Annotated in this window: 22 protein-coding genes; 12 read left to right on the plus strand and 10 right to left on the minus strand. The window is 63.6% G+C overall.

The annotated features are described in order from the left end of the window. Positions 1-10: 10 nt before the first annotated feature. The 7 genes from ABDJ85_RS17600 to ABDJ85_RS17630 all read right to left on the minus strand — a co-directional run bounded on the left by ABDJ85_RS17600 (position 11) and on the right by ABDJ85_RS17630 (position 6820). Positions 11-751: a class I SAM-dependent methyltransferase gene (locus ABDJ85_RS17600; RefSeq protein WP_347706099.1), complete on the minus strand. Its 741-nt coding sequence runs from the start codon at positions 749-751 to the stop codon at positions 11-13. Continuing rightward, complete coding sequence (locus tag ABDJ85_RS17605; protein ID WP_347706100.1) at positions 751-1197, minus strand: GNAT family N-acetyltransferase; 447 nt, start codon at positions 1195-1197, stop codon at positions 751-753. Before ABDJ85_RS17605 ends, ABDJ85_RS17600 begins: the two co-directional genes overlap by 1 nt. Further along, positions 1194-2153: a hypothetical protein gene (locus ABDJ85_RS17610; protein WP_347706101.1), complete on the minus strand. Its 960-nt coding sequence runs from the start codon at positions 2151-2153 to the stop codon at positions 1194-1196. The genes ABDJ85_RS17605 and ABDJ85_RS17610 overlap by 4 nt, the downstream gene beginning before the upstream one ends. Beyond that, a complete protein-coding gene (locus ABDJ85_RS17615) occupies positions 2153-2905 on the minus strand; it encodes a glycoside hydrolase family protein (protein ID WP_347706102.1) in 753 nt (250 codons plus the stop codon). The genes ABDJ85_RS17610 and ABDJ85_RS17615 overlap by 1 nt, the downstream gene beginning before the upstream one ends. A gap of 221 nt (positions 2906-3126) precedes the next feature. Then, positions 3127-3825: a WbqC family protein gene (locus tag ABDJ85_RS17620; protein ID WP_347706103.1), complete on the minus strand. Its 699-nt coding sequence runs from the start codon at positions 3823-3825 to the stop codon at positions 3127-3129. Between the two features lie 6 nt (positions 3826-3831). After that, positions 3832-4947, minus strand: a complete 1116-nt coding sequence (locus ABDJ85_RS17625; protein WP_347706104.1) for a DegT/DnrJ/EryC1/StrS family aminotransferase — start codon at positions 4945-4947, stop codon at positions 3832-3834. 10 nt (positions 4948-4957) lie between these two features. Further along, on the minus strand, positions 4958-6820 hold the full coding sequence (locus ABDJ85_RS17630; protein ID WP_347706105.1) for a hypothetical protein: 1863 nt from the start codon (positions 6818-6820) through the stop codon (positions 4958-4960). A gap of 497 nt (positions 6821-7317) precedes the next feature. Between ABDJ85_RS17630 and ABDJ85_RS17635 the strand changes: the two genes are divergently transcribed. From ABDJ85_RS17635 to ABDJ85_RS17690, 12 genes are all read left to right on the plus strand, one after another. Next, positions 7318-8754, plus strand: a complete 1437-nt coding sequence (locus ABDJ85_RS17635) for a hypothetical protein (RefSeq protein ID WP_347706106.1) — start codon at positions 7318-7320, stop codon at positions 8752-8754. Positions 8755-8875: 121 nt separating this feature from the next. After that, positions 8876-9331: a type II secretion system major pseudopilin GspG gene (gene gspG / locus ABDJ85_RS17640; protein ID WP_347706107.1), complete on the plus strand. Its 456-nt coding sequence runs from the start codon at positions 8876-8878 to the stop codon at positions 9329-9331. After that, positions 9297-9788 carry a prepilin-type N-terminal cleavage/methylation domain-containing protein gene (locus ABDJ85_RS17645; protein ID WP_347706108.1) on the plus strand — a complete coding sequence of 164 codons (492 nt, stop codon included), beginning with the start codon at positions 9297-9299 and terminating at the stop codon, positions 9786-9788. The genes gspG and ABDJ85_RS17645 overlap by 35 nt, the downstream gene beginning before the upstream one ends. Beyond that, positions 9763-10260: a type II secretion system protein gene (locus ABDJ85_RS17650; RefSeq protein WP_347706109.1), complete on the plus strand. Its 498-nt coding sequence runs from the start codon at positions 9763-9765 to the stop codon at positions 10258-10260. The genes ABDJ85_RS17645 and ABDJ85_RS17650 overlap by 26 nt, the downstream gene beginning before the upstream one ends. Beyond that, positions 10257-10949: a PulJ/GspJ family protein gene (locus ABDJ85_RS17655; RefSeq protein WP_347706110.1), complete on the plus strand. Its 693-nt coding sequence runs from the start codon at positions 10257-10259 to the stop codon at positions 10947-10949. Before ABDJ85_RS17650 ends, ABDJ85_RS17655 begins: the two co-directional genes overlap by 4 nt. 44 nt (positions 10950-10993) lie before the next feature. Continuing rightward, positions 10994-11947 carry a hypothetical protein gene (locus ABDJ85_RS17660; RefSeq protein WP_347706222.1) on the plus strand — a complete coding sequence of 318 codons (954 nt, stop codon included), beginning with the start codon at positions 10994-10996 and terminating at the stop codon, positions 11945-11947. Further along, complete coding sequence (locus ABDJ85_RS17665; RefSeq protein ID WP_347706111.1) at positions 11874-13247, plus strand: hypothetical protein; 1374 nt, start codon at positions 11874-11876, stop codon at positions 13245-13247. The genes ABDJ85_RS17660 and ABDJ85_RS17665 overlap by 74 nt, the downstream gene beginning before the upstream one ends. Continuing rightward, positions 13247-13849: a GspMb/PilO family protein gene (locus ABDJ85_RS17670; RefSeq protein ID WP_347706112.1), complete on the plus strand. Its 603-nt coding sequence runs from the start codon at positions 13247-13249 to the stop codon at positions 13847-13849. The genes ABDJ85_RS17665 and ABDJ85_RS17670 overlap by 1 nt, the downstream gene beginning before the upstream one ends. Further along, complete coding sequence (locus ABDJ85_RS17675; protein ID WP_347706113.1) at positions 13846-14286, plus strand: hypothetical protein; 441 nt, start codon at positions 13846-13848, stop codon at positions 14284-14286. Before ABDJ85_RS17670 ends, ABDJ85_RS17675 begins: the two co-directional genes overlap by 4 nt. After that, the gene (locus tag ABDJ85_RS17680; RefSeq protein WP_347706114.1) at positions 14279-16378 is read left to right on the plus strand and encodes a secretin N-terminal domain-containing protein; all 2100 of its coding nucleotides are present in this window, start codon (positions 14279-14281) and stop codon (positions 16376-16378) included. The genes ABDJ85_RS17675 and ABDJ85_RS17680 overlap by 8 nt, the downstream gene beginning before the upstream one ends. Beyond that, complete coding sequence (locus ABDJ85_RS17685) at positions 16375-18075, plus strand: GspE/PulE family protein (RefSeq protein ID WP_347706115.1); 1701 nt, start codon at positions 16375-16377, stop codon at positions 18073-18075. The genes ABDJ85_RS17680 and ABDJ85_RS17685 overlap by 4 nt, the downstream gene beginning before the upstream one ends. Continuing rightward, positions 18075-19271 (plus strand): type II secretion system F family protein, encoded by a 1197-nt coding sequence (locus ABDJ85_RS17690; RefSeq protein WP_347706116.1) that lies wholly within the window; start codon positions 18075-18077, stop codon positions 19269-19271. Before ABDJ85_RS17685 ends, ABDJ85_RS17690 begins: the two co-directional genes overlap by 1 nt. 7 nt (positions 19272-19278) lie before the next feature. Here ABDJ85_RS17690 and ABDJ85_RS17695 read toward each other — a convergent pair whose 3' ends face one another. The 3 genes from ABDJ85_RS17695 to ABDJ85_RS17705 are packed head-to-tail and all read right to left on the minus strand — an operon-like array spanning position 19279 to position 22500. Next, entirely contained in the window at positions 19279-20307 is a 1029-nt protein-coding gene (locus ABDJ85_RS17695; protein ID WP_347706117.1) for a sulfotransferase family protein, read from the minus strand. 13 nt (positions 20308-20320) lie between these two features. Continuing rightward, the gene (locus ABDJ85_RS17700) at positions 20321-22291 is read right to left on the minus strand and encodes a sulfatase family protein (protein ID WP_347706118.1); all 1971 of its coding nucleotides are present in this window, start codon (positions 22289-22291) and stop codon (positions 20321-20323) included. Next, on the minus strand, positions 22288-22500 hold the full coding sequence (locus tag ABDJ85_RS17705) for a hypothetical protein (protein ID WP_347706119.1): 213 nt from the start codon (positions 22498-22500) through the stop codon (positions 22288-22290). Before ABDJ85_RS17705 ends, ABDJ85_RS17700 begins: the two co-directional genes overlap by 4 nt. Positions 22501-22571: the final 71 nt, after the last annotated feature.

A 22571-nucleotide genomic window follows, 5' to 3' on the forward strand; every position in this document is an offset into this window, starting at 1 on the left:
TTCCGTGAGCTTACTGACCGGCTTCGCAAACCAGAAAGACGGTGGAGCACAGGTCGGGGTACTGCTGGCCGAGCTGGTAGCAGCCCTCCAGGTAGGCTGGCGTGATGATGTCGGTCTTCAGCAGCCGGTCCCACTGAAAGTTGGCAAGCGCCTTGAAGAAGATGCCGGAGCGGTGCAGCACCTTGAGGCCGGCTCGCGTGGCGTCGCGCTCCAGGGTGTCGAGCGCATAGGTGCAGCGGTGGCCGTGCTCGGCCTCGGCCGGCGTGACGGCGGCGTTGTGGTCGATCAGGCCCATCTTGACCGCAATCTGGCGTGACGGCGCGTTGGCGTTGGGGCAGGCCAGGAAGAAGCGGCCACCGGGCACGAGCCATTCGCGATTGACGCGGGAGAGCACGGCAATCGGATCGTCCAGGTGCTCTAGCACATGGGTCATCACGATGTTGTCGTAGCGGCGGGGCAACTGGACCTGCTCGAAGAGCGCATTGACGCCTTGAAACTTGTCGCCAAGCCGTTGCTTGGCCTCCTGCATGGCTTGGTCCGAGGCCTCGACGCAGGTGATGTCGCTGAAGTGCTCGGCCAGGCGGCGGGTGAAGTCGCCCTTGAAGCTGCCCAGCTCCAGCATGCTGCCCGGCCTAAAAAACGGGGCAAAGGAGCGCACCATCAGTGGGTGCATCACGTCGAAATCGAAGCCGTAGGCGTACTGGCGCGCGTTGTCGGCGTGCTCGGCGTTGTAGTCGCGTGGGTTGCTCATCAAAGCGCTCGTTCAAGAATGAGGGTGGGGCAGTCGGTGGGTGTGGGCTCGGCCCGGAAACCATGGCGGCGGTACAGCGCGCGCGCGGGCGCATTGTCGTTGTGGACTTCAAGCCGAATGCGCTTCAGGTCAAGCTCGATCGCTAGCTGCAGCGTGCGCTCCAGCAGTTGGCCGGCCAGACCTTGCCCCTGGTGGCTTGGCAGCACGCTGACGCTGCTGATGAAGCCGCCGCGATCCGGGTCATTGGCATACATGGCGATGCAGCCCGCCAGCACTGGGCCGTCCCAGACCTCGATGCGGGTCGCACGCGCCGCGAGCTTTTCAGCGTAGGCGGCGAGTTCGAGTCGGTGGCTCAGCGGTGGGATGAAGCTTGTGTCTGTGGCCTGCAGATGAGCCAGCAGTTGGGCGGCGTTGGCCTCGTCCCGGGCGAAGCGCAAGCTGCTCACGGTTCGAGCAACGCCGCGCCGAAGCCTTCACGGCCAAAGGCGTTGCCGTTGTAGAGCAGCACAACGCGGCCGTCGATCTCGGTCAGGTGGGGATAGCACACCATGTCGCCGTCCCAGGCGTCCGGCTCTCGCTCGAAGCGAGGCAGGTCATCGGCGCGCGTCCAATTGACAAGGTCGTCGGACCAGGCCTGGCCGAGCCGGTAGCCGCGCGATGGATCGGTGCGAAAGCCGGAGGCCTCGCGATAGCAGAACACCATCAGGTAGCGGTTGTTGACCTGGATCACCGAAGGCAGGGCTTGGCATTCGTCGGCGCCGAGCCGGTCAGGGATGAGGGCGCGGCCCTCCTCTTTGGTCCAGTGGATGCCATCAGGCGAAGTGGCGTGGCCGATCTTGTAGATGCGGTCGGGCGCCGGCTCGCCGGCGAATTCCTTCCAGCCGGTGCCAAACATGGTCCACATGTGGAAGAGGCAGTTGAAGCGGCGCACAAAGGCGTCGCCAACGAGGCAGGGCTCGTGCAGGCTGGGCCCGAGCACGGGGCCGGGGCCGGCGCGTTCGAAGCTGCAGCCACCGTCACGGCTTATGGCCAGGCCCACGGCGGTCTCGACCGATACCGCGACGCGGCGGCTCCAGCCGGTGGTGTAGGCCCATATCTCGTTGCTGACGACGGTCGGGCTGAACGGGAAGATGCCATGTTCGTCGAAGCTGCCCAACCCGCCGAGCGGGAGCACAGGCGCCGCGTTCACGCCGATCACGGTCCGCAGGTCGCGCGAGAAGTCAGCGAAGGCGACTTGGCTCAAGAACTTGCCATTGCTCTCGTCGCGGGCTCGGGTGGCGAAAAACACCCGCACGCGGTCCGGCAGCACCACAGCCTGAGGTGATTGCGCAAAGCCGGCTCCCGCGCCAGGCAGGGCGTGATCGAAAGGATTGAAGATGCGCCCGAGCTTGCGCCAGTGCATCAGAGGTCTCCTTCGAGACGGGCAATGCCGAAGCCCTCGCGGCCGACGCCATTGCCGAGGTAGGCGAGGTAAGTCACGCCGTCGACCTGGAATACGTGGGGGTAGGCCACCATCTCGCTGTCCCAGCCTTCGGGTGACACATCGAGACCAGCGCGAGCATCGTTGCGAACCCAGTTCAGTAGATCCGAGCTTGACGCATAGCCTATGCGGTAGCCCTTCTCCTTGCCGCGGAAGCCTGCGCTGTAGCGGTAGCAGAAGAACATGTGGAAGCGCCCGCCCGACTCGAAGACATCGGGGCTGGCTTGCGCCTCGTCGGGCTCGATGCGGCTCTCGATCAGGTCGCGGTCCTGCCGCTGCCAGCGCAGGCCATCGTCGGAGGTGGCCATGCGGATCTTGTAGACCGGCTCGGGCTTGCCATCGACCTGCTTCCAGTTGCGGCCGGCAATGTAGAAGAGCTGGTATTGACCCATGCCAGGGACGTTGAAGCGCCTGACTTTGGGGCCGCTGATGACATAGGGTTCGTTCAGGCTGGCCGCCAGCAGCGGGCCATCGCCTTCGCGCTGGAAGGTCCTGCCGCCATCTCGGCTGACGGCAGTGCCGATGGCGGTGTCGAAAGGGACTGACTCGCAGCGCGTCCAACCGGCGTAGTACGCGCGCAGCACATCGCCCTGCGGGATGACCGACACGGGGTAGGTGCCGAACTCGTCAAAACAGCCAAGACCGCCGAGAGACAGGATGGGCTGCTCAGCCATGTCGAGCACCCGGAGCGGGTGCTGTCGGTCGAGGTCTACCCAGGCCGAGTAGGAGACGAACTGCCCCCGGGCATCAGGCTCAGGACGGCACGAAAAATAGACTCGGAGCCGATCCGGCAGGTGCAGTACGTGGGGCGCCTGGGCGAAGCTGCGCAACCAGGGGCGGTCATGGATCTCCTGAGGCACGAACGGGCGACCAAGTTTGGTCCAGCGATACGGGTTCAAAGCAGTTCGAATCGGGTGCGGACGGCCTCGGCCACGGCCTCCGGGGGGTTGAACATCAGCACATCCAGGATGGACAGCCAGGGCACGAATGCGTTGCCGAACTGGGGGTACTCGAAGGGCAGGGCCTTGTGGAACTTGAGTTCGATGCCTCGCGCCGCGAAAGCCTCGCGGTCATACAGTTCATGGCCGCCGATGGCGTTGATATAGGTGCTTGCGCCGAGCGCCTCACACAGCGCGAGGACCTTGTCCTGAGCCTTCAGGCTTTCGTCGTGCGCCACCGTCGACGAGACGACCAGCTGCGTCGTGAGTCCCAGACAATCTCGCACCTTGACGATGGACTGCCAGAGATAGTCGAACAGATTGGCAGCCGGGTGCAGCACGATGCTCTGCAGCCAGGGCAGCAGCGCCTCGAACTGAGGAGCCTTGCGGTAGGCCCCTTCGAGTTGAGCCAGCAACTTGCGGCGATCAAAGGCGGGCGCCAACTCCCGCTCGCAAACCATCAGGGCGTCAGAGCCCTGCGTCAATTGAAGCGAGAACATGGCATCGCTGCCGTTCAGCAGCATGCGGTTGCGGTTGATCCAGCCCTTTTTTGTGTATTTGATGCGGTCGTAGACGACGAAGGCGTCTACCGCCGCCATCAGCTGCCAGTAGCCGATGTAAGGCAGGAAGTAGGGCTGCATGATCGCCAAGCGCATGGCAGCTCAGCGTCGTTGGGCACGGATCACGTCGACGATCTGGTCTTGCTGAGAGGAGGTCAGGTCTGGGTAGATCGGCAAGCAGAGCACTTGCTCAGCGGCGCGGGTGGCAACGGGTAGGTTGGCAGGCGCGGCCGAGGGCAGCGCGCGATACATCGGGAAGCTGCTGATCAAGGGGTAGAAATAGCGGCGCGCGTAGATGTTTTCGCGGCGCAGGGCCGTGTACAGCTCATCGCGCGAGCCCCCGAATTCAGGCTTCACCAGGATCGGAAAGTAAGAATAGTTGTGCTTGCTGCCAGGGCTCGGAGGCAGGCACTCGATGCCGGGAATGTCTGCAAGTGCCTGTCGGTATTGCCTGTCAATCTGACCACGGAGGCGCAGTGCCTCGTCAACGTGCTGCAACTGGAGCAAACCCAGCGCCGCGTTGAACTCGCTCATCTTGCCGTTGATGCCAGGCGCCACGACGGTCACTTCGTCTACAAAGCCGAAGTTCTTCAGCTGATCGATGCGCAGCTTGGTCTTGGCGTCCTTGCAAACAATGGCGCCACCCTCGAAGGTATTGAAGACCTTGGTGGCATGGAAGCTCAGGACGGAGAGGTCGCCGGCGTTCAAAACGCTCTGGCCATCCGCTTCGACGCCGAATGAGTGTGCTGCGTCGTAGATCACCTTGAGGTTGTAGGTGTCGGCAATCCGCTCGATCGCTGCGATGTCGCAAGGGTGACCGTAGCAATGCACCGGCATGATGGCGGTCGTCTGCGGCGTGATGGCGGCTTCGATCTTGGAGGGATCGAGGTTCAGGTTCACCGGGTCCACATCCACGAACACGGGCTTGATGCCGTTCCACAGCAGCGAATGCGCCGTCGCTACGAAGGAGTACGGGGTCGTGATCACCTCACCCGTGATTCGCAGCGATTGCAATGCTGTGAGCAACGCCAAGGTGCCGTTCGAGAAGAGTGCGATCTGATTGACACCAAGATACTCACACAGCGCCCGCTCGAACTTCTGGTGCATCGGCCCGCCGTTGGTGAGGAACTTGCTGTCCCAAACCTCTTTGAGGTACGGCAAAAACTCCTCAAACGGCGGCAAGTGTGGCTGAGTGACGTAGATCGGTTTCTGGCTCATGACGGGGTGCTCAGGCAGGGATGGGCTCGCCGACCTTCAGCAGGTGGTGTGAACTGGCCTGAAGGGCCTCGTGATTGCGATAGATCCAGTCAAAAGCGTCGACGAACTCGGTTTCATCCTCCGGGCGCGGTGGTCGAAAGAGCTTGGCCTTGACGTCGGTAGCTTTGAGCTGATCAACGATGGCTTGTCGCGCGACGTCATCGTGGATCAGCTTCATAGCCGTCTGAAAGTAGTCTTCGTCGTTGTCCGACACAAGCCATGAGGGTAGTCCGACCATGCGCATGACGTCACGATCACCAATGCTAAGAACCTCGTTGGCGAAGTACGCAACGGTCGGCACGCCAAGCAGACAAGTGTCGACGGTACTGTTGGTGTTGCCAAATGGAAAAGCGGCAAGGGCGACATCGCAGCGCTTGAGTGTTTTTAGGAATGCAGCATAGTTTCGCGAAGGCTCAAGGGTGAAGCGTCTAAACCGTCGTTCAAAGACTTGCTTGATCCGATCAAACATCACTCCGGATGCACTAGCAAAAAAATGGAAGTGAACGGGGCGGCTAGCTTCGGTTTCTATGCGTTCGCACAGGTTTAGAAACCTGGGAGACAGCTTCATAAGCGAGCTGTTTACCGCCACGTGAACTCGCCCGTCCTCGAACGGAGTACTCTCGAAATCAAAGTCCAACGACTCATCGAATGGGATGAACTGACCCCACGCAGACCTCTCGATGACTTTGGCTCCAAACTCATGAGCGGCCTCACCATGGCCCAGCTGGACAAGCGTGTAGTCGATCGTGTCGGTCATGGCCGGTGCTGGGTGCCCAAGCGTCATTACCTGGATCGGCGAGAAGCGCAAGTTCGCGACCATCTGAGTCCACTCCGACATACCTAGACTCGGGTAGTAGATGATGTCAGGAGCCATCTTGACGATGCGTGCACCAATGTCCTTCATGTTGACACCCTCTTCGAGATAGACGACATCGTCGAAAAGCTCCTCAGCTACTTCGGGTGTTGCGAAGCCGGCGCTAACCATGCAAACGGTTCTGAACTTGGACTTCAGTTGGCGCCAGCACGCCGCGTAGCTTCTGAGCATTGCGTGACCATTTGTCATGCGCTCTGCTGCGACCAAGAGGGTTGGATGCTCCACAACTCGGCGTGGAGCAGATCGCCCTTTCAAGCCGCCAATCTGATCCAAGCGCCGCCAGACCTCATTCAGGGACTGCTTGACTCGATGCTTGCCTGCGTGGTCTGCGTAGCTGCAATGCATCCATGCAGAAGTCATCGCTTGGATGATCCCAGGGGTAGGGCGTGCACCTTCAATCAGATGGCAATTCTCAATCAGCAGGCTCCGGTTCGCCTCCCCGCGCGCATGATGAACGAACGGCGCAGTGAACCAACCAACCACCAGTGGTAACAGCTGATCAGGAGGCAATTTCAGGACGCCCTGGATCAGCGAGTCGGGGAGTGCATCGAGCGAATAGAAGAGGGACAGGACGAAAACTTGATTCGAACGGAGCGTGACACTGTCATCGGCATTTCGGATGCCGTTGTAGCGTAGAAGATGGTAGGGGCCTTCGTAGCCACTGAGCTCAAAGATCGCTTCGAGCATGGGTTTTCGACCTGAAAGAAAGTCGATCTGGCCAAGGTCAATCTGGAAGTCTGGGCTGCAGATGAGCGCAGAGATCATTGCCGCGATTCGGGTGTAGGCCGCTCTGCGGTCCTCGGCCGGCGCTTGGGGCAGGATGCCCAATGGGGATCTGCGTAGGCTCATCGCTTGAAGCAGATTCAGCAGCAACTGCACCCCTTCCTTGGTTCTACGCTGGAAAACGGCGCGCTCCAGCTCGTCAATCAGGCGGTCAATATCGTCGTCTTGTGAGGTCATAGATGGGGTTGAGGTGGGGCTGCAGGCCGCATTCGAGGCAAGACGAGTCGCAGCGCCAGTAGAGGCTCTATGCAGCGCGGCAGTCTATCTTGCGGACGGTCTCCACTTCCGTTGGCCCCCCGATGGCGAGCGCAGAATCGGGCGTGCTCTGGCGCGGGCATGCCGTGGCACCGTAGCCAAGAATTGATGCGTGCACGCAACGCGAAAGGGGAAAACCCCGAGGGTGGTCGCAGTCGAACCCCCCGACCCCGTTGGAATCGTCTGATATGCTGCTCGGCAACCTGCTTCGGAAGACCGTGCATCAAATGCATAGTTCGGATGACGCGGGGGAGGCGAAGCAGAGCGCTCTGCGTCGACGCAGTGGTCGCCGTATTGGTGGCTGTTGCGGCCCTGTTAAGGGGCAGAGCATCATCCCGTGCGGCGTGCTGAGAGCGCTGAATCGCTAAATCCAAGTGTTTGATACTTTGTTGCAACAACGATCCGGAGAGTTCATCAAGATGAAGAGCTTCACCACCAAGGCCCTCGCTGTGGCGGCCGCCGCAGCCTGCGGTTCCACCGCCTTCGCTGGCTCCCAAACGGCCACCCAACGCAATTACGCCTTGGAGGCCATTACCAACTCCACCGCCGTCACGCTTGATGACATCAAGACGCAGATTGGTGTGGCGCGTACGCCTGCCCAAGACTTCACGGTTGTTGTGAAGCCTCAGGGCAGCGGCAGCAAGTTCAATGGAACCTGCCCGATTCCGACGATTGAAGTCGGCTCTGGCGGTACCAACTATGCCGCCAATATCGCCGTTTCCCTGAAGCGTGCCTCGGCAACTGAGTGTGCGTACGAAGTGGACGTCACCAATCAAACCATGCAGGCCAACAACATTCTGTTGAACCTGTCTGGCTTGGTGCTGCAAAACCACAGCCTTGCCGCTGAAGGTGCCACGGAAAGCGTCAATGTTGGTATCTGGGATCTCGGTGAAACCGCCCGCATTGATAACTCCGACGGCTTGGTTAACGTCGTTGCAAAGAGCCAGCGTGCTGTCACCCTCTCTGCTGCGCAGGACACTGGGACGACCGCCGACGTGAACTTCAACGGTGGCAATTCGCCCCTGTTCGGTTTCGTCAATCAAAACGCCGACACCACGACCGTTGCAGAAGCCAACTTCTCGCTGTTGTCGAACAACTCGCTGGTGAATGCCACGGGTTCAGCTTTTGACGTTAAGGTCCACGTCACCAAGGTGACCTTCACCGTGACTGGTGATCAGGATGGTCTCGATGTGGCCAACGCAGTGGTCAATGTGAACCTCGGTGGTACTGTTGTGAACCCGACGGTCGCTGCTGCTGGCAATGGCACCAGTGCCACTTTGACGTTCAATACGGCTGGTACGTCGTTCGCCAATGGCGCTCCTGGCGCTACCGGCACTGTCGTGCAGGTGAAGGTGCCAACGGCAAACACCAAGTCGCTGGGTACTTCGCGTACCTTCGGCGTCTCGGCTGTCGTCGATCCGGCCTTGGCAAATGTGCCTGACCAAAACCTGGCTGGCAACGCTTCGTGGTGGGTTTGGGGTGCGAACGCAATCGAACTACGCACGGCGTTCTTCAATAACGATACCGCAGGTGGTAACCTGACCCGCTTCTTCTTCCAGAACACGGGTTCTGCCGCCAAGGCGACAGCGGTTTGCCACGGCGAGCCGACGTCCTGGGCGTCAGGCGCTACCACCCCGACGTACGGTTCGAAGCAGACCTTCACGCTGGACACCGGCACGACTGCTGTGAACGCTTCGGACATCTGCACGTTCAATAACGGCAGCAAGCGTGGTTCGATCGTGTTCACGATCAATTCCGCTGCTTCGAAGGTCAAGGGCGTCTATCAGCAAGCCGTCAACGGTACCGCTGCTGGTTATATCCCGCTGGAGCGTCCGTACGCTGGCAGCACGTATTGATCGTTGCCGCCTAGCGGTTTCGGGCAAGGGGCACCTCGGTGCCCCTTTTTCTTTGTAGGATGAGATCAGTCGCAAGGGCTGAACTCATCGACTCGCATCCCTTTCTTTCCGACGCTTGCACATGCCGACGAAGCCGCATCGCAACCTCGCCGCCAGAAACGTTGGCTTTACCTTGCTCGAAATGCTGGTTGTGTTGACCATCATTGGCCTGATTGCAGGATTGGTTGGCCCTAGGCTTTTCAAGAAGGTGGACCAAGGCCGCATCACCACGGCAACCACTCAGATCAAGTTGCTCCGTGGCGCAGTTGAGAATCTACGCTTGGATATCGGCCGCTATCCAACCGCTCAAGAGGGGCTGAGCCTGCTCACTCGGGCGCCAGCGGATCCCGCTCTGGTGACACGTTGGAGGGGGCCTTACCTTGATGAAGCGGTCCCGCTAGACCCGTGGGCGCATCCCTACCAGTACGCTACACCAGGCCGTGATGGCCAGCCATTTGCATTGTTCTCGCTGGGTGCCGATGGGCAGCCTGGAGGAGAAGGTGATGCCCAGGATTTGGGTGTTTTGCCGCCGAACTAAGTTGCGGGGCATCCCACTTGCGATCGCTCTAGCCGCAAGGCGGGGCAATGCGGCCCAAGCGCACATCGCCGCTGAGCCGAAGTGCTCTGGATTCACGCTGCTGGAGATGCTGGTTGTACTGGCTCTACTGGCGCTAATGACCGGGCTGGTCGCTCCCTGGAGTTCAGGCTGGCTAATGGGTGCCCGTGAACGTGGCTTGGAATCTGACCTTCGGGCCTATTTGGAGGCGATGCCGATCCGGGCCTTCCATGCGGGTGAAGCGCGGCAGGTGGAGGCGGAGGAGTTGCTAAGCGCGATTTCCGATAGGTCTGGCCACGTGATCCTGAAGCTAGACAAGCCGCTCCGATACGCGGCCAATGGATTTGCAGAAGGCGGCAAGATCGAGATCATCCGAGGTGCGCGACGTGACGTCTGGTTGGTCGAGGCCGTCAGTGGCCAAGTTCGCGAAGCGCCTTGAAGTGACGTCTCGTCTCCCTAGCGGACTGGTGCGTGGCTTCACGCTGTTGGAAGTGGTGGTCGCATTGATGATCCTTGCCACCTCCGGCCTTGCGCTTTTCGCGTGGCTCAGTCAGAACATGCAAACGGCTTCGCGACTGGAACTCGTGCAACGTCGAGCGCAATTGCAGTTGGAGGGGATCGAATGGCTCGCCACTATCAATCCGGCGCTTGAACCAGAGGGCGTGCGCATTAAGGGAGAGCTGAAGTTGGTCTGGACGAGCGCGTTGCTGGAGGCGCCTCGACCAGAGTTTGATCATGGGGGTGCCATGGTGCCCCGATGGCAGCTGAGCCTTCATCGCATCGCGGCGAAGCTTGAGAAACTTGATTCGCAGTTGTCGGTCGAATGGGAGCAAGACCTCGTCGGCCGGCGGATGCTGTTCGGGGCACTTCGTGCAGAAGCAAAGACCCCACATGTCGAGCGCGCAAGATGAGAAGCTCGGGACTGCCGTGGCAGCGTGCAGCCGGCTTTACGCTGGTGGAAATGCTTGTGACGCTCGCGCTTACCTCGTTGATCGCGACCTTGTTGTGGCAAGCCGTTCAGCAGGCGGCACGCGTCGAAGCAATATTGCAACGAGCTGGGTTTGACGGGCAACTCCTGACGGTGAGACGGGAGTGGGTGCGAGACCTAGTCCGTTCCGCAACGGTCGAGATGCTTGGAGCGGAAAGGACGTTTGTCGGCACGACTGACCGCGTTCGACTGGTGAGTGGCGAGACCCTCGGATTCGCGCCGAAACCGTCCAGAAGCCTGGAGATTCGGATCGAAGCCGATGTTTCGCGAAATCAGCGAAGGCTAGTGCTTGCGGATGAGACTGAGGGCGGCGCAAACGGTGTGCCCAAGCGGGCGGTTGTCGAACTCCTTAGGTGGGGCGGCAGTGCCGGTGCGATACGCTACTTCAATGATGCGGGTCAATGGGTGGATCAATGGCCTGCTGAACCGCAAATGCAGGCACAAACCGGAAATCCGGAGTTGGATCTTCGGCTGGAAGCGCTTGCGAAACTACCGCGACTGCCAAGATTTGTCTGGCTCGAGATGGGAGCGGATGCTGGTGGACCGTTGATTGTAGAAGTGGCGGTAACGCAAGCGGGCCGCCCACGCTTGTCTGCCTGGGAGCTTCAGTGAGGCGGTTGAACAGGCGCAGCCGCCAGTCTGGCTACGTGCTGCTCATGGTCCTTGGCGCATTGGTCGTCATCGCGTTCATCGCGCAGCGTTTTGCTCAGCGGAACGATGAGTTGCGTCGGGCTGCGCTGAACTTCCAGTCCTACGCTCAGGGTGCTACTGCTGCCTCGAGCGCGTTGGCGCAGATCCTGTACTGGAACGCGTCACGCCCTTTGATGCCGGCGGGGCGAGGCAGCCTTGCCGGGCAGGTACGTCACGATGGGACGCCATACCGGACGCAAGCCGGGGCGGTGATCTCCGTTCAAGACTATCGCGGCTTGCACTCCATCAACGGGGGCGACAGGCGAAGCCTTTTAGCCCTGCTAGTTCAGGACGGCGTGGAGGTCTCGAGAGCGCAAGCGATGATCGATGTGCTGGACGACTACATCGACACCGATCGCCTGAAGCGATTGAACGGCGCAGAGTACTTCGAGTATCAGGCGCTAGGACTCGCGGGTCCTCGTAACGATTGGCTGGTCTCGATCAGCGAGTTGAGCTCGATGCCACTCTGGCGTGATGACCCCGTGCGACTCGCTCGGCTGGCGAGCAACGTTTCTCCGGATCTGGGCCATCTCTACAACCCATTGACGGCGCCCATAGCAAGCTTGAAAGCTATGTTTCCGAAGTTAGCCCCCTCGCACTTCGGGCGCATACTGCAGGCGCGCAGTGAGGAAGGCATATCGAGGCTGCCACAACTGAGTGCGCTCGTGGGGCAGCCGCTTGACGATGACGCATACATTCTGCTGCCCGGAAACGACAGCCGTATCGTCGTCTGGGCTCCAGGCTTGCCAAGGGCGCGTGAGTACAATGTCCGCTTGACACCCGCAGGGGAGCTAGGCCCGTGGGTCATCACTGAACAGCACAGCACCAAGCGGCTAAAAACGTCTGATGAAGCTCCCCGCGCTATTGCATTCCCTCTGGCGATTTCCGCGCAGCGCCCCGAGGGCAGCGTGGCGCCTTGATGGGTTTGTTGCGGCTCCAGCGCACAGTGCCTGGGCGCATACCGATGTCATCGTCGCGCGCAGCTGTTGCCGTTTGAAATGGTTCCGCCTGCAGGGCGTACCTCCGGCAGAGAGGCTCTCGGCGTTGCGCTTGCAGGCACAAGCTTGGCAGCCCTTTGAGTCGCATTCGGCCCGGTTGATCATTTGGGGCGAATTGGGTCTTGCAATCTCTTGGGATGCCGACGCGTTGGAGCGCGATCTTGTTGAGCATGGCCTGATGCTCGACCAGTGCCATGTGATTCCTGAACTGCTGTTGCAGCAGTCGATGGGTGATGGCGTGCGCATTGCGCAGGGCCTCGAAGGCTTTGAAGCGCAGTGCTGGCAGTCGGGGCAACTGCATTCGAGCCGATGGTGGCCAACGCGTCCTGCGGCTGCGGAATGGCTGAGCTTTCTGAGGTCGGCAGGGCAGACAGGTGCCTCAGACGAGTCGATAGCGCCGATGCAGTTCGATGTGCCGGAGGCTGTTGAACTGCTGCCGGAAGCATCGCCATGGGTCAAGCATTACGCTTTGCAGGCGGCGGGCAACGCCGGGCATCGGCAGTTGGAAGGGCGCCTTGTCTATGGGGGCGCTGTGTTGCTGGCGCTTGCTGCTGGCGCAGCGGCGCATTCGCTTTATGAGGCATGGCGCCTGGAAGCCGTCCTCAAGGCTCAGCTCTCCGAACTCAAAGCCAAAGCGGATTCCGTGATTGCCGTAAGAGAACGAGCGATCAGCGAACTCACAGATGTGCAGAGACTGGCCAATTTCGCCGCAGTGCCGCAGCCGATAGAGGTGATCGGCCATCTGCACGACACGCTCGCGCGGACCGGCATCCAGGTCAAGGAGTTGGAACTGGAAGGCGAGCGGCTGAAGCTGGGCTTGCAACTCGGACCAAACGTGGCCAGGGCCAGCATCGTCAAGGACCTTCAATCGGGCGGCTGGTTTGCGGACGTGAACGAGGCGCGTGGTGACGGTGGTGGGCGCACGCTGCTCACACTCGAACTCAGAATCAAGGGCGCACATGCTCCAGTGGCCGGGGCTGCCGAGGCCCCGGCGGCGAGCCCGCCACCGGCGCCGAATGGGGCCCAGCAAGTCTCGACATCGCCGGCGCCAGCGCCTTCGACGATGCCGCCCGCTCCCGGCCCGGCCGCAAAGCCGCCGGCGGCAGACCAGCGCAAACGCAATGACCCGCCGCCGGCGGAGCCCTTCAAGCCCATCTTTGCCAAACCCGATGCGAATGGCATGCCGCCTGCGGATGTGTTTGACGCTATTCCGAGCCGCTGATGACGCCTGACACCGTTCAAGTACAGCTCGCGCAATTGCGATCACAGTGGGAGGAATCGGGGCTCATCCGACTCGGTCTGTGGGCCGCTTTGGGCACCCTTTGTTTGTACGCAGTGCTGGCGGGGTTTGACGCGGCGGATGCGGCGGTAGAGCGCAGCCAGGGCTTGCGGGCTGAAATCCAGCGGTTCCGGTCTCTGACCAAGGATCAAGAGTGGCCGCGCAGGCAGGAGGAAGTGCTGGGCTTGCGTGCCGCCTACGACACGACGGTGTGGTCAGAGGCGGACCTTGCACTTTCGGAAGCGGCACTTCAGGACTGGCTGCGCAACGCGGCTCAAAAGCTCGGGCTGAAGTTGCGCGACTTGGCGGTGGTCCGGGCAGAGGCGGACGCGAAGAGCGCCTCTGACCTGCCAGCAGGGTATGTGGTGCTGAGAGTTCGAATGAGCTTGGAGATGCAACGCACGCCGCTGCTGAGTTTGCTGGCCGAGATTGGACGACAGGAGCGTCGCATCGTGGTGGAGCGACTCACGATGCGCACGCTCAGCCAGCCAGCCACGGCCGACATCGATTTGCGCGTGCTGGCGCGTCCGGGGGCGGCACCATGAAGCCCATGGCCTGGGGGCTACTGGTGGTTGTATTTGGCCTTGGCTGGCTGGTTTCTGGCAGCACGTCCGAGAGCCCATCATTGGTCGCGGCGCGCCGCGATGTCTGGGAACTCCCGGACCTGCCCGCAAGACGAGACCAGGCCGCGCGTGCGATTGCGCTGGCGGGTTCTCCAATCTTCGAGCCCGAGGCCGCAGTCTTGGCGGCGGCTGCCGCTGCCAAGGCTGAGGACAAGCGTTGGCGTGTCGCCGGAATTTACGGTCGGGGCCACGAGCGCCGGGTGCTGATTGGTTTTGCCGTCGCCGGCAAGCCGCCATTGCGGCTGGGTGTTGGCGACAAGGTGCCCAGTGGCGAGCAAATTACCCAAATCCGTGACGGCGAAGTTTTGATCCGCGTGGGCAAGAAGCAGGTTCCCTTGGGGGCTGATTACCGTGAATGAAATCAAGATGAAGCATCGGCAACGCCCGTCAGCCCCGCTGGCACTGAGCATGGTCATGGCGCTTCTGGCGGGTTGTGCGCCGTTGGCGCCGACCATCCCGGCACCGTTGATGAAGTCGAACAGCGCTTCAGAGTCGTCGCGCGCCACCGACGGTGTCGCGCGTGGCGAGACGCGAATCGTGGCCGGTCCCGTCACGCCTGAGACCAAGGTGCAGAAGCTTGAGGCCGTGGCTCCCAGCCCAGCGCCCACGGACGACACCGTGGCGGCTGTCAACCTGCAGCAGGTTGCGCTGCCGACCTTTATCCAGGTCGTGTATGCCGATGTGCTCAAGAAGAACGTCAGTGTCGACCCCGCCGTCAATGCACGCACCGATCTCGTCACCTTCAAGGCTGGCCAAGGGCAGACCGCATCGCAGGTTGAGTCGGCGATGCGGCTCTTGCTCAAGAGCTACGGCCTGTCGGTCGTTGAGGTCGGAGGGCTCGTGCGCGTGGTGCCTGACAACGCCAGCCAGGGGGACCTTCCAGGCATTCGCTATGGAGCCGCCCTGCCCGAAGTTCCGGTGTCCTTGCGTCCAATCTTTCAGTTGATTCCGCTGCAGTCCGTCCGCCAGACGGACGTGGTCAATTGGCTCAGGACCTTGTTCGGCGAGCGGGTCAAGGTTCAGGAGGACTCGTCGCGCAATGCCGTTCTTGTGAGCGGGAATCCAGACAACGTGAAAGCTGCGGTAGAGGCCCTGGCGGTGCTCGATCAGCCGGCGCTGAAAGGCCGCACGAGCTTGACCCTGACACCTGCCTATGGCTCGGCAGACGAACTCGCGCGGCGCCTCTCCGAGGTCTTGACGGCAGAAGGCTATGCCGTGCATCCCGTTGGGTCACCCGTGGTGGCTGGTGGCTTGCGCAGCCCAATCATCCTGCTGCCCGTGTCCAGTCTGAACCAGGTGTTCGTGTTTGCGGTCGGCGAGAAGGTCGCCGACCACATCGCCGAATGGGCCAGGACACTGGATCGGCCGAACGAGCGTGGTGTCGGCAAAAACCTGTTCACCTACGCCGTGAAGCACAAGGATGCCGAGTTGCTCGCGGTCACGCTGGAGCGCGTGCTCGGGGGCGGGGGCAGCGTCGCCAGCGCCGCTGCGCCAACCGCCGGTAGCGGCACCCCGACCGCCGCGACAAGTGGCCGAGCCAACGTGGTGGTGGACAAGGCGTCGAACACCTTGATCTTTCAAGTCAACCCTGATGAGTTCGGTCAGGTTTCCGCTCTGCTCCAAAGCCTGGACCGCCCCACCAAGTCTGCGCTGATCGAGGTCACCGTCGCTGAGCTCAAACTGGAAGAGGGCGCCCAACTTGGCGTGCAGTGGCTGTCGGATCACATCTCTGCGCAAAGCGGCTACAAGGTCTCGGCCAGCAGTGGCGCTGGAACGACCGGCGGCTTCAACTTCCAGATCCTGAACGGCGCTGGTGCGGCACGCGTCGCCATCGATGCACTGGCCAGCAACTCGCGGGCCACGATCCTCTCAAGCCCTCGCCTGATGGCTCGCAACGGCGAGACGGCGTTGATCCAGGTTGGCGACGAAGTCCCGGTGCTGACCCAGCAACTCGGCTCGACAACAACCGCCGGCGCGACGGCGGGTCTGTTGCAGACCTATCAGTACCGCTCGACCGGCGTGATCCTGAAGATCAAGCCGGTGATCCACTCCGGCGACCAGATCGACCTTGATCTCTCCCAGGAGGTCAGCCAGCCTGTCCAGGTGACGACTGGCAACGCGACGGCCCCCACCATCTCCACGCGAAAGGTCGAGACCAAGCTCACCTTGCGAAACGGCTCCACCATGCTGTTGGCTGGGCTGATCGATGGATCGTCCTCCGACGGCAATGGGGGTGTGCCCCTGCTCAAGGACATTCCGCTGCTCGGCAGTCTCTTCCGCAACCAGACCGTCAAGAAGTCCCGGCGCGAGATGATCATCCTCATCACGCCCTACATCGCCAACGACTCGTCCGAGGCCGAAGCGATCACGGACTCGTTCCGCAAGACGCTGGGTGACTGGGCGCGGACGCCGGCGCTGGACACCACCGGCACGCCCATCCCCAAGCCATGAATACGTCGGCGCCCGCCGCAGTCGCCCCCTTGATCGGCGCGCTGCTCCTGCAGCGCGAGCAGATCCGTGCGGAGGACCTGAACAGCGCGCTGCGCTTCCAGGCCGAGCAAGGGGGGCGCATCGGCGCCGTACTGCTGCGCATGGGCGCGGTGACGGCTGAGCGCCTGTTCGCCGCCCTGTCCGAGCAACTAGGCCTAGGCTGGGCCCGCTTCGAGGCACTGGATGAAGGTGCCCTGCGTGAGGCTGCCGTGCGCCTCGGGGCTGCCAGCGACACCTTGCGTCGCCTCCAGGCCTTGGCTTGGCATGACGGCAACTGCTGGCAGGTGGCGAGCGTTGATCCGCTGGACTCTGAGGTGCGTGAGTGGGCTCAGTCACACCCGGACCTCGTCGATGCCGCCTGGTGGCTGATCGCGCCGGACGACTTCGAGCGCTGGTGCCAGCGTCTCGAGCAAGGCGTGCTCAGCACGGCAATGGACGAGCGCGCGCTGCGCGAGATGGCCGAAGACGCCCCGGTGATCGCCTGGGTCAACAACCTCATCGCCCAGGCCGTCGAATCCCGCGCATCAGACATCCATCTGGAGCCGGGTGAGCGCGAGTTCGAAGTCCGGCTGCGAGTGGACGGTCAACTGCACACGCGCCTGAGCCTGGGCATGGACCGCTACCCGGCCGTCGCCTCGCGTATCAAGCTGGTTGCTGGGCTCGACATCGCCGAGCGTCGGTTGCCGCAAGACGGGCGCATTTCCACCCGCGCGGCGGGCGCCGAAATGGATGTCCGCGTCTCCACCATTCCGGCGGTGTTCGGCGAGTCCATCGTGATGCGGCTGCTGCCCAAACGCCGCGCTGATCTCAGCCTGGAGCGACTCGGCTTGCGACCGAGCCAGTTGCAGCAGTTCAAGCATTGGCTGGGCCTGGCCAACGGGCTGGTGCTGGTGACGGGCCCCACCGGCGCGGGCAAGAGCACGACGCTGTATTCGGCACTGGCGGCGACGAACGACCAGAGCCGAAAAATCCTGACGGTGGAGGATCCGGTTGAGTTCCGGCTTCCTCACGTCATTCAGGTTCAGGCGCAGCCCGAGATTGGCTACACCTTCGCACGCGCGTTGCGAGCCTTTCTGCGGCACGACCCGGACATCATCATGGTGGGCGAAATCCGTGACCGCGAGACCGCCGAGATCGCCATCCAGTCGGCCCTGACAGGGCACCTCGTGTTGGCCACATTGCACACCAACGATGCGCCGTCGGCAGTCACGCGGCTGGTGGACATGGGCGTTGAGCCTTTTCTGGTGGGAGCGGCGTTGCGGGCCGTGATGGCTCAGCGCCTCGTTCGCCGGCTGTGCGAATCCTGCGCCGCGCCGCGGACGGATGCGCCCGCCGTCAGCGAAGCGGATCTGGCCCTGACGTTGGCAGATGCGACGGCTGAGGATCCATCGCAACCCTTCCCGAGGTGGCGGCAGGCTGCTGGTTGCCCCGCCTGTGATGGAACCGGCTTCAGGGGGCGCATCGGCATTTACGAAATGCTCGACATCGATGCCGAGATGCAGCATGCGCTGGCCCGTGAGGCTGGGCAGACGGCCGTGGTCGAGATGGCTCGCCGCAGGGGCTATCGCACCTTGGCGCAAGAGGGCGTGCTCAAGGTTGTGCAGGGCGTCACCACGCTCGACGAAGTGCTGCGCGCGACCGGTGGCGCAGGCGACTGATGCGCTTCGAGTACACGGCCCGGGACTTGGCAGGCCGCCCGCATAGCGGCCAATTGGATGCGGCGGACGCTGCCGACGCCATGGCTCAGGTCTCGGCCCAGGGTCTGACTCCCGTGCAGTTGCGGGCGCTGGTGGAGCGCCCCGCCGTCTCGCGTGCTGCGGCCGGCCGCGTCAAGCTGGCGGATCAGGTGGTCTTGCTGCGCGAGCTGGCCACGCTGCTGGCTGCCGGCGTCGCGCTTGGCGAGGCGTTGCCCAGCCTGGTGGAAGCCTATGCGGGTCAGGCCCTAGGGGCCCCGTTGGCGAGCATGGAGATCCAGGTGCGCGGCGGTGGGCGCTTGTCCGATGCGCTCAAGCTGCCCGACTTGCGCATGCCGGTGTACGTGATCGCCTTGACCCAGGCCGGCGAAGCCAGTGGCGCCCTGGCGCAGGCACTGCAGGACGCTGCTGAGCAGATGGAGCTGAGCCGCCGCGCCGTCGAAGACCTGCGCAGCGCCCTCATCTACCCGAGCGTTCTGGTCGGCGCTGGCACGCTGGCGGTGTTCTTCATCTTCGTGGGGGTGGTGCCTCGGTTTGCCAATCTCATCCGGGGCAGCCGCCAGGTGCCCGAGTTGTCGCGCTGGGTCATCGAGTCCGGCGTTTTCGTGCGTGCGCATCTGTGGGAGACGCTGGCGCTGCTGGGTGCAGTGATCGGCGCCATCGCCTTCTCGATGACGCGGGCCTCAACGCGTGATGCCCTGCTGCAGGCGCTGCTCAAGGTCCCCGTGGTGGGGCCGTGGCTGATACAGGCCGAGATCGGGCGCTGGGCAACGGTGCTGGGCGCGTTGCTCACCAACAAGGTGGCCATCCTCCCGGCCCTGGAGCTCGCACAGGGTGTGCTGCGCTTGCGCCCGCTACGTGCCGGCCTGGAGCGGGCGGCCAAGGGCCTGCAGCAGGGGCAGAGTTTGAGCGCGGGCCTGGAAACGCAGGCCTGGTTCCCTCGGACACGACTGAATCTGATTCGCGTCGGTGAGCGCTCGGGCGAACTGCCACGCATGCTGCTGGCGCTGGGCCAGAGTCAGCGCGAGGCGGCGGCGCTGCTTCAAAAGCGCATGCTCGGGCTGATCGAGCCCATCGCCATTCTGCTGATCGGCGCGGTGATCGGTTTCGTGATGGTGGCGGTGATGATGGCCATCACCAGCTTCGACACGCTGGTGTAGCCAGCCGCTATCTGAACGCCTGCTGCGCCGCGTCCAGCGCCTCGACGCCCTGGGCCGCCGCCGCTGGAATGCCGGCATCGTAGTGATCGATGCGCCCTTGGGCTACGCGGCCCACGGCTGTCTGCAGGGCGTCTGGATGCTCAACCGACAGCCCGAGCCGATGCAGGACGCGCTCCACAGCCTCGCCCGGCCGCTCGGCGAGGTCTTGCTGCCAGCAGGTCGTCCAGCGTGTGGCCGGCAGCGATTGCAGTTCAGGGCTGCGCAGCACCTCGGCGCAAGACCGCAGCGCATCGCCCAGGAAGGCGTCGACCCTGTCGGCCGACCAGGGCACCGAGCTGATGTGGTGTTCCTCGATCATCTGTCGCCACATCTTTCGGTTGGAGTGCAGCACGCTGGGGGCATCGCGCAGCATCCACACCACTTGAGCATTCGGGAAGCGGCGCAACAACGCGGGCAGCCGGAAGCTGTGGTTCGGTGACTTCAAGAGCAGGCGCTGCCCATGCCGCTGCTCAGTCGCAAGCACGCCCTGCAGGAAGCGCTCAAACCTGGGCAGCCAGGCGTCAGCCGACGCCAGCCAGTAGCTGGGGTCCAGGGCGCGTGTGAGTTCGCCGCAGCGGTGGGGTTGCAGGAAGGCGCGGTAGGCCGAGTCCACCCCTAGGCATAGCAGCGCGAACTCGTCCTCCTGGGGCGAGCGTGCGCTGATCTCCAGCCCGTCCATGGGGCGCGCGCGCCTGACGGTGTCAGGTGGTGCGGGAAGCAGCTGGAACGAGGACGCGTTCATGCATTGCCAGGTCTGCGGCGTGGGCAGGCCGGTTGCCGCTGTGAGCAGCTCGTGCATGACGGTGGTGCCGCTGCGCCAGGGGCCGACGATGAAGATGGGCGCGGCCAGGGGGGGCGCTTGCGTCAACTGCGCGTCGCTGAGGCGGCGGTTCCAGCTTGCCCAGAAGCTGCGCCACGCCATGCCGAGGCGCTGGGCTTGCGGCAGCTCGTGCCAGTGGGCGTCCTCACGCAGCCAGCGCAGCAGGTCAGGATGCACGGTGTGCAGGGGGCTAGTGGCCACGCGGCGTACCAAAGCGCGCGGCGCGCTGTGCTTCTGCGTCGTTCAGCTTCGCGTCTAGCAAGGCACGCAGGCGCTTGGTTGTGGCGGCATCCTGGGTGCTGAGGTCATGCTGCTCCAAGGGGTCGGCGCGCAGGTCGAACAGCTCCACGCGGCCCGCCGCCAGGTGCAACACCAGCTTGAAGTGCCCGTCGATCACGGCGTAGTGCCCGTCGTGCAGCGGTTGGAAGCGGCTTTGCCGTTCCATGGCCATGCTGAACACGGGCGCCTCGGCCAGAGCCTCGCCCCGCAGCGCCGGCGCCAGGCTGCGGCCATCGGCCGTCGCGAGCTGCGGCGCGCCCGCGATGTCGGCCATGGTGGGCGCAAGGTCGGCGAGGCTGACGGGCTGCTCCACCACCCGACCCACCGTCTGGCCGGGCAGCTTGATGACCAGCGGTACCCGGATCACCGCGTTGTGGATCAGGTCCCCGGCATGGCCGAGGAAGCCGCGCTCGAAGGACTCGCCATGGTCGGAGCTGATGACGATGAGAGCCTTGTCCAGCTTGCCTCGGCGCGCCAGGGCATCGAGAAACTCGCCCAGCGCCGTGTCGGCACCCATCATGGCCTCGCGGTAGCGCAGGCGGTGCTTGTCGATCAGGGCCTGCTGCGCAGGCTGGTAGTCGCCCATGCTGCGCATCTGAGCCCAGCGGTCGAGCTCGCCGCGCGGCAGCAGCTTGTACTTGCTGGAGGCGGGTGGCAGGTACGGGTCATGCGGCGGCAAGGTGTGCACCCACAGGAACTGTGGGCGCCCGGCGGGCGCAGCGTCCAGGCGCTGCAGTGCGGCGGTGTAGGTCAGCTCCGGCGCAAAGGGGCTGTGCTCGGCGTGCTGGTAGACGTCCAGCGTGTCCAGGAAGGGGATGAGCGACGACAGCCAGAACGGCAGCGTGGTGTCGGCAAACACCGACAGCGCCCGGCGCGGCACCAGGCCCAGCGATGGAGAGTCGGCCACTTCCTCGGTCGAGTAGGTGGCGAAGCTGCCGTGGTGACGCGGGCTGGCCATCAAGTTGGCGCTGAGGGCGTGGGCCTCGTAGCCCTGGGCGCGCAGCAGGGCTGCGAGCGTGGCGGAGCGCGCCGGCTCGGCCATCTTGGCCACGATCTGCACGCCCCAGTGCGTCCAAGGCAGCGCACCGGTCTCCATGGTCGCGGTACTGGGGGTCGTGAAGTTGGCCGATGCGTAGTGCTGTGAGAAGCAACTGGCCTGGGCCGCAAACGCCTTCAGGCGTGGCATGTGGGTGGGGCCGGCCTCGCCACAAATGGCTGCATCGGCTGCCGCCATGGTGTCGAGCGTGATGAAGTAGATGTCCGGCGCGGGCTGCGTGGGGGCTGCGGCCAGGGCCGGTGCAGGCCGCCAAGGCAGCACCCGAGGCGGCAGCGCCAGCAACAGGCCGAGGCCAGCCACCAGCACCAAGGCCGCCAGGGGCCGCAAGGCCAACAAGGCCAGCGCCCAGCGCTGCGCCAAGCGTGCAATCGCACCTCGATAGACAAGCCACGCCAGCACCGCCAGCACCGCGAGCGCGGCGGCCACCCGCTGCGGGGCGCCAATGGCCGGCAGCGCGGGCAGGGTCATGCGCAGCCAGGCCCATCCGGCTGAGCCCAATTGCCACACACAGACCCAGCCCACGGGCAGCAGCACAAGGCTCCAGGCCAGCGCATGGCCCACCCTCGGTGAGGCACCGAGCTTGCGCGCGAAGGCCGACAGTGCACACCCCGTCAAGGCCAGCACCAGGGCCACCAGCGCAAGCAGCCAGGCGGCCAGCCCCACATCGCGCGCCAGTTCAAGGCCGGTGGCAAAGCCCAGAAAGGCATCGATCTGGCGCAGCAGGGTCACCGGCATCCATAGCACCACCAGGCCGGCCAGGCCCGCAGTGGCCAGGCGCCAAACGGATGCTGCCAATGCGTCCGACCCTGCCGGCGCGTCCTTCATTGCGTGGACTTGCCGCGCAACCGTTGCCACAGCCGCCGCAGGGTCTCTGCAATCCAGCGCCGCAGGAACAGCCACGCACCCACGATGGCCGCGAACACCGGCGTCAGGATCTGGAACAGCAGGCCGCCCGCGTTGGGGTCGATATAGGCCTGGCTGTCGGGCGCATACAGCACCAGCAGCAGGCAAATCACAAAGGTAGGCAGTTTCATGCGCGACGAGAGAAGGCCGTAGAGGGGGCCACGCTGGCCCCGGGGGCGCATGCGGGAGCGAGGCCAAAATT

This window comes from Roseateles paludis, from assembly GCF_039872745.1.
Classification (GTDB): Bacteria; Pseudomonadota; Gammaproteobacteria; order Burkholderiales; family Burkholderiaceae_C; genus Pelomonas; species Pelomonas paludis.

Bases quoted from the DNA above. Each gene is read 5' to 3' on its own strand.
- gspG (WP_347706107.1), top strand. From the start codon at position 8,876: ATGCCGACGAAGCCGCATCGCAACCTCGCCGCCAGAAACGTTGGCTTT.
- ABDJ85_RS17645 (WP_347706108.1), top strand. From the start codon at position 9,297: ATGCCCAGGATTTGGGTGTTTTGCCGCCGAACTAAGTTGCGGGGCATC.
- ABDJ85_RS17600 (WP_347706099.1), bottom strand. From the start codon at position 751: ATGAGCAACCCACGCGACTACAACGCCGAGCACGCCGACAACGCGCGC.
- ABDJ85_RS17660 (WP_347706222.1), top strand. From the start codon at position 10,994: ATGGTCCTTGGCGCATTGGTCGTCATCGCGTTCATCGCGCAGCGTTTT.
- ABDJ85_RS17610 (WP_347706101.1), bottom strand. From the start codon at position 2,153: ATGCACTGGCGCAAGCTCGGGCGCATCTTCAATCCTTTCGATCACGCC.
- ABDJ85_RS17635 (WP_347706106.1), top strand. From the start codon at position 7,318: ATGAAGAGCTTCACCACCAAGGCCCTCGCTGTGGCGGCCGCCGCAGCC.
- ABDJ85_RS17655 (WP_347706110.1), top strand. From the start codon at position 10,257: ATGAGAAGCTCGGGACTGCCGTGGCAGCGTGCAGCCGGCTTTACGCTG.
- ABDJ85_RS17670 (WP_347706112.1), top strand. From the start codon at position 13,247: ATGACGCCTGACACCGTTCAAGTACAGCTCGCGCAATTGCGATCACAG.
- ABDJ85_RS17630 (WP_347706105.1), bottom strand. From the start codon at position 6,820: ATGACCTCACAAGACGACGATATTGACCGCCTGATTGACGAGCTGGAG.
- ABDJ85_RS17665 (WP_347706111.1), top strand. From the start codon at position 11,874: ATGAAGCTCCCCGCGCTATTGCATTCCCTCTGGCGATTTCCGCGCAGC.
- ABDJ85_RS17675 (WP_347706113.1), top strand. From the start codon at position 13,846: ATGAAGCCCATGGCCTGGGGGCTACTGGTGGTTGTATTTGGCCTTGGC.
- ABDJ85_RS17620 (WP_347706103.1), bottom strand. From the start codon at position 3,825: ATGCGCTTGGCGATCATGCAGCCCTACTTCCTGCCTTACATCGGCTAC.
- ABDJ85_RS17700 (WP_347706118.1), bottom strand. From the start codon at position 22,291: ATGAAGGACGCGCCGGCAGGGTCGGACGCATTGGCAGCATCCGTTTGG.
- ABDJ85_RS17685 (WP_347706115.1), top strand. From the start codon at position 16,375: ATGAATACGTCGGCGCCCGCCGCAGTCGCCCCCTTGATCGGCGCGCTG.
- ABDJ85_RS17625 (WP_347706104.1), bottom strand. From the start codon at position 4,947: ATGAGCCAGAAACCGATCTACGTCACTCAGCCACACTTGCCGCCGTTT.
- ABDJ85_RS17705 (WP_347706119.1), bottom strand. From the start codon at position 22,500: ATGAAACTGCCTACCTTTGTGATTTGCCTGCTGCTGGTGCTGTATGCG.
- ABDJ85_RS17690 (WP_347706116.1), top strand. From the start codon at position 18,075: ATGCGCTTCGAGTACACGGCCCGGGACTTGGCAGGCCGCCCGCATAGC.
- ABDJ85_RS17615 (WP_347706102.1), bottom strand. From the start codon at position 2,905: ATGGCTGAGCAGCCCATCCTGTCTCTCGGCGGTCTTGGCTGTTTTGAC.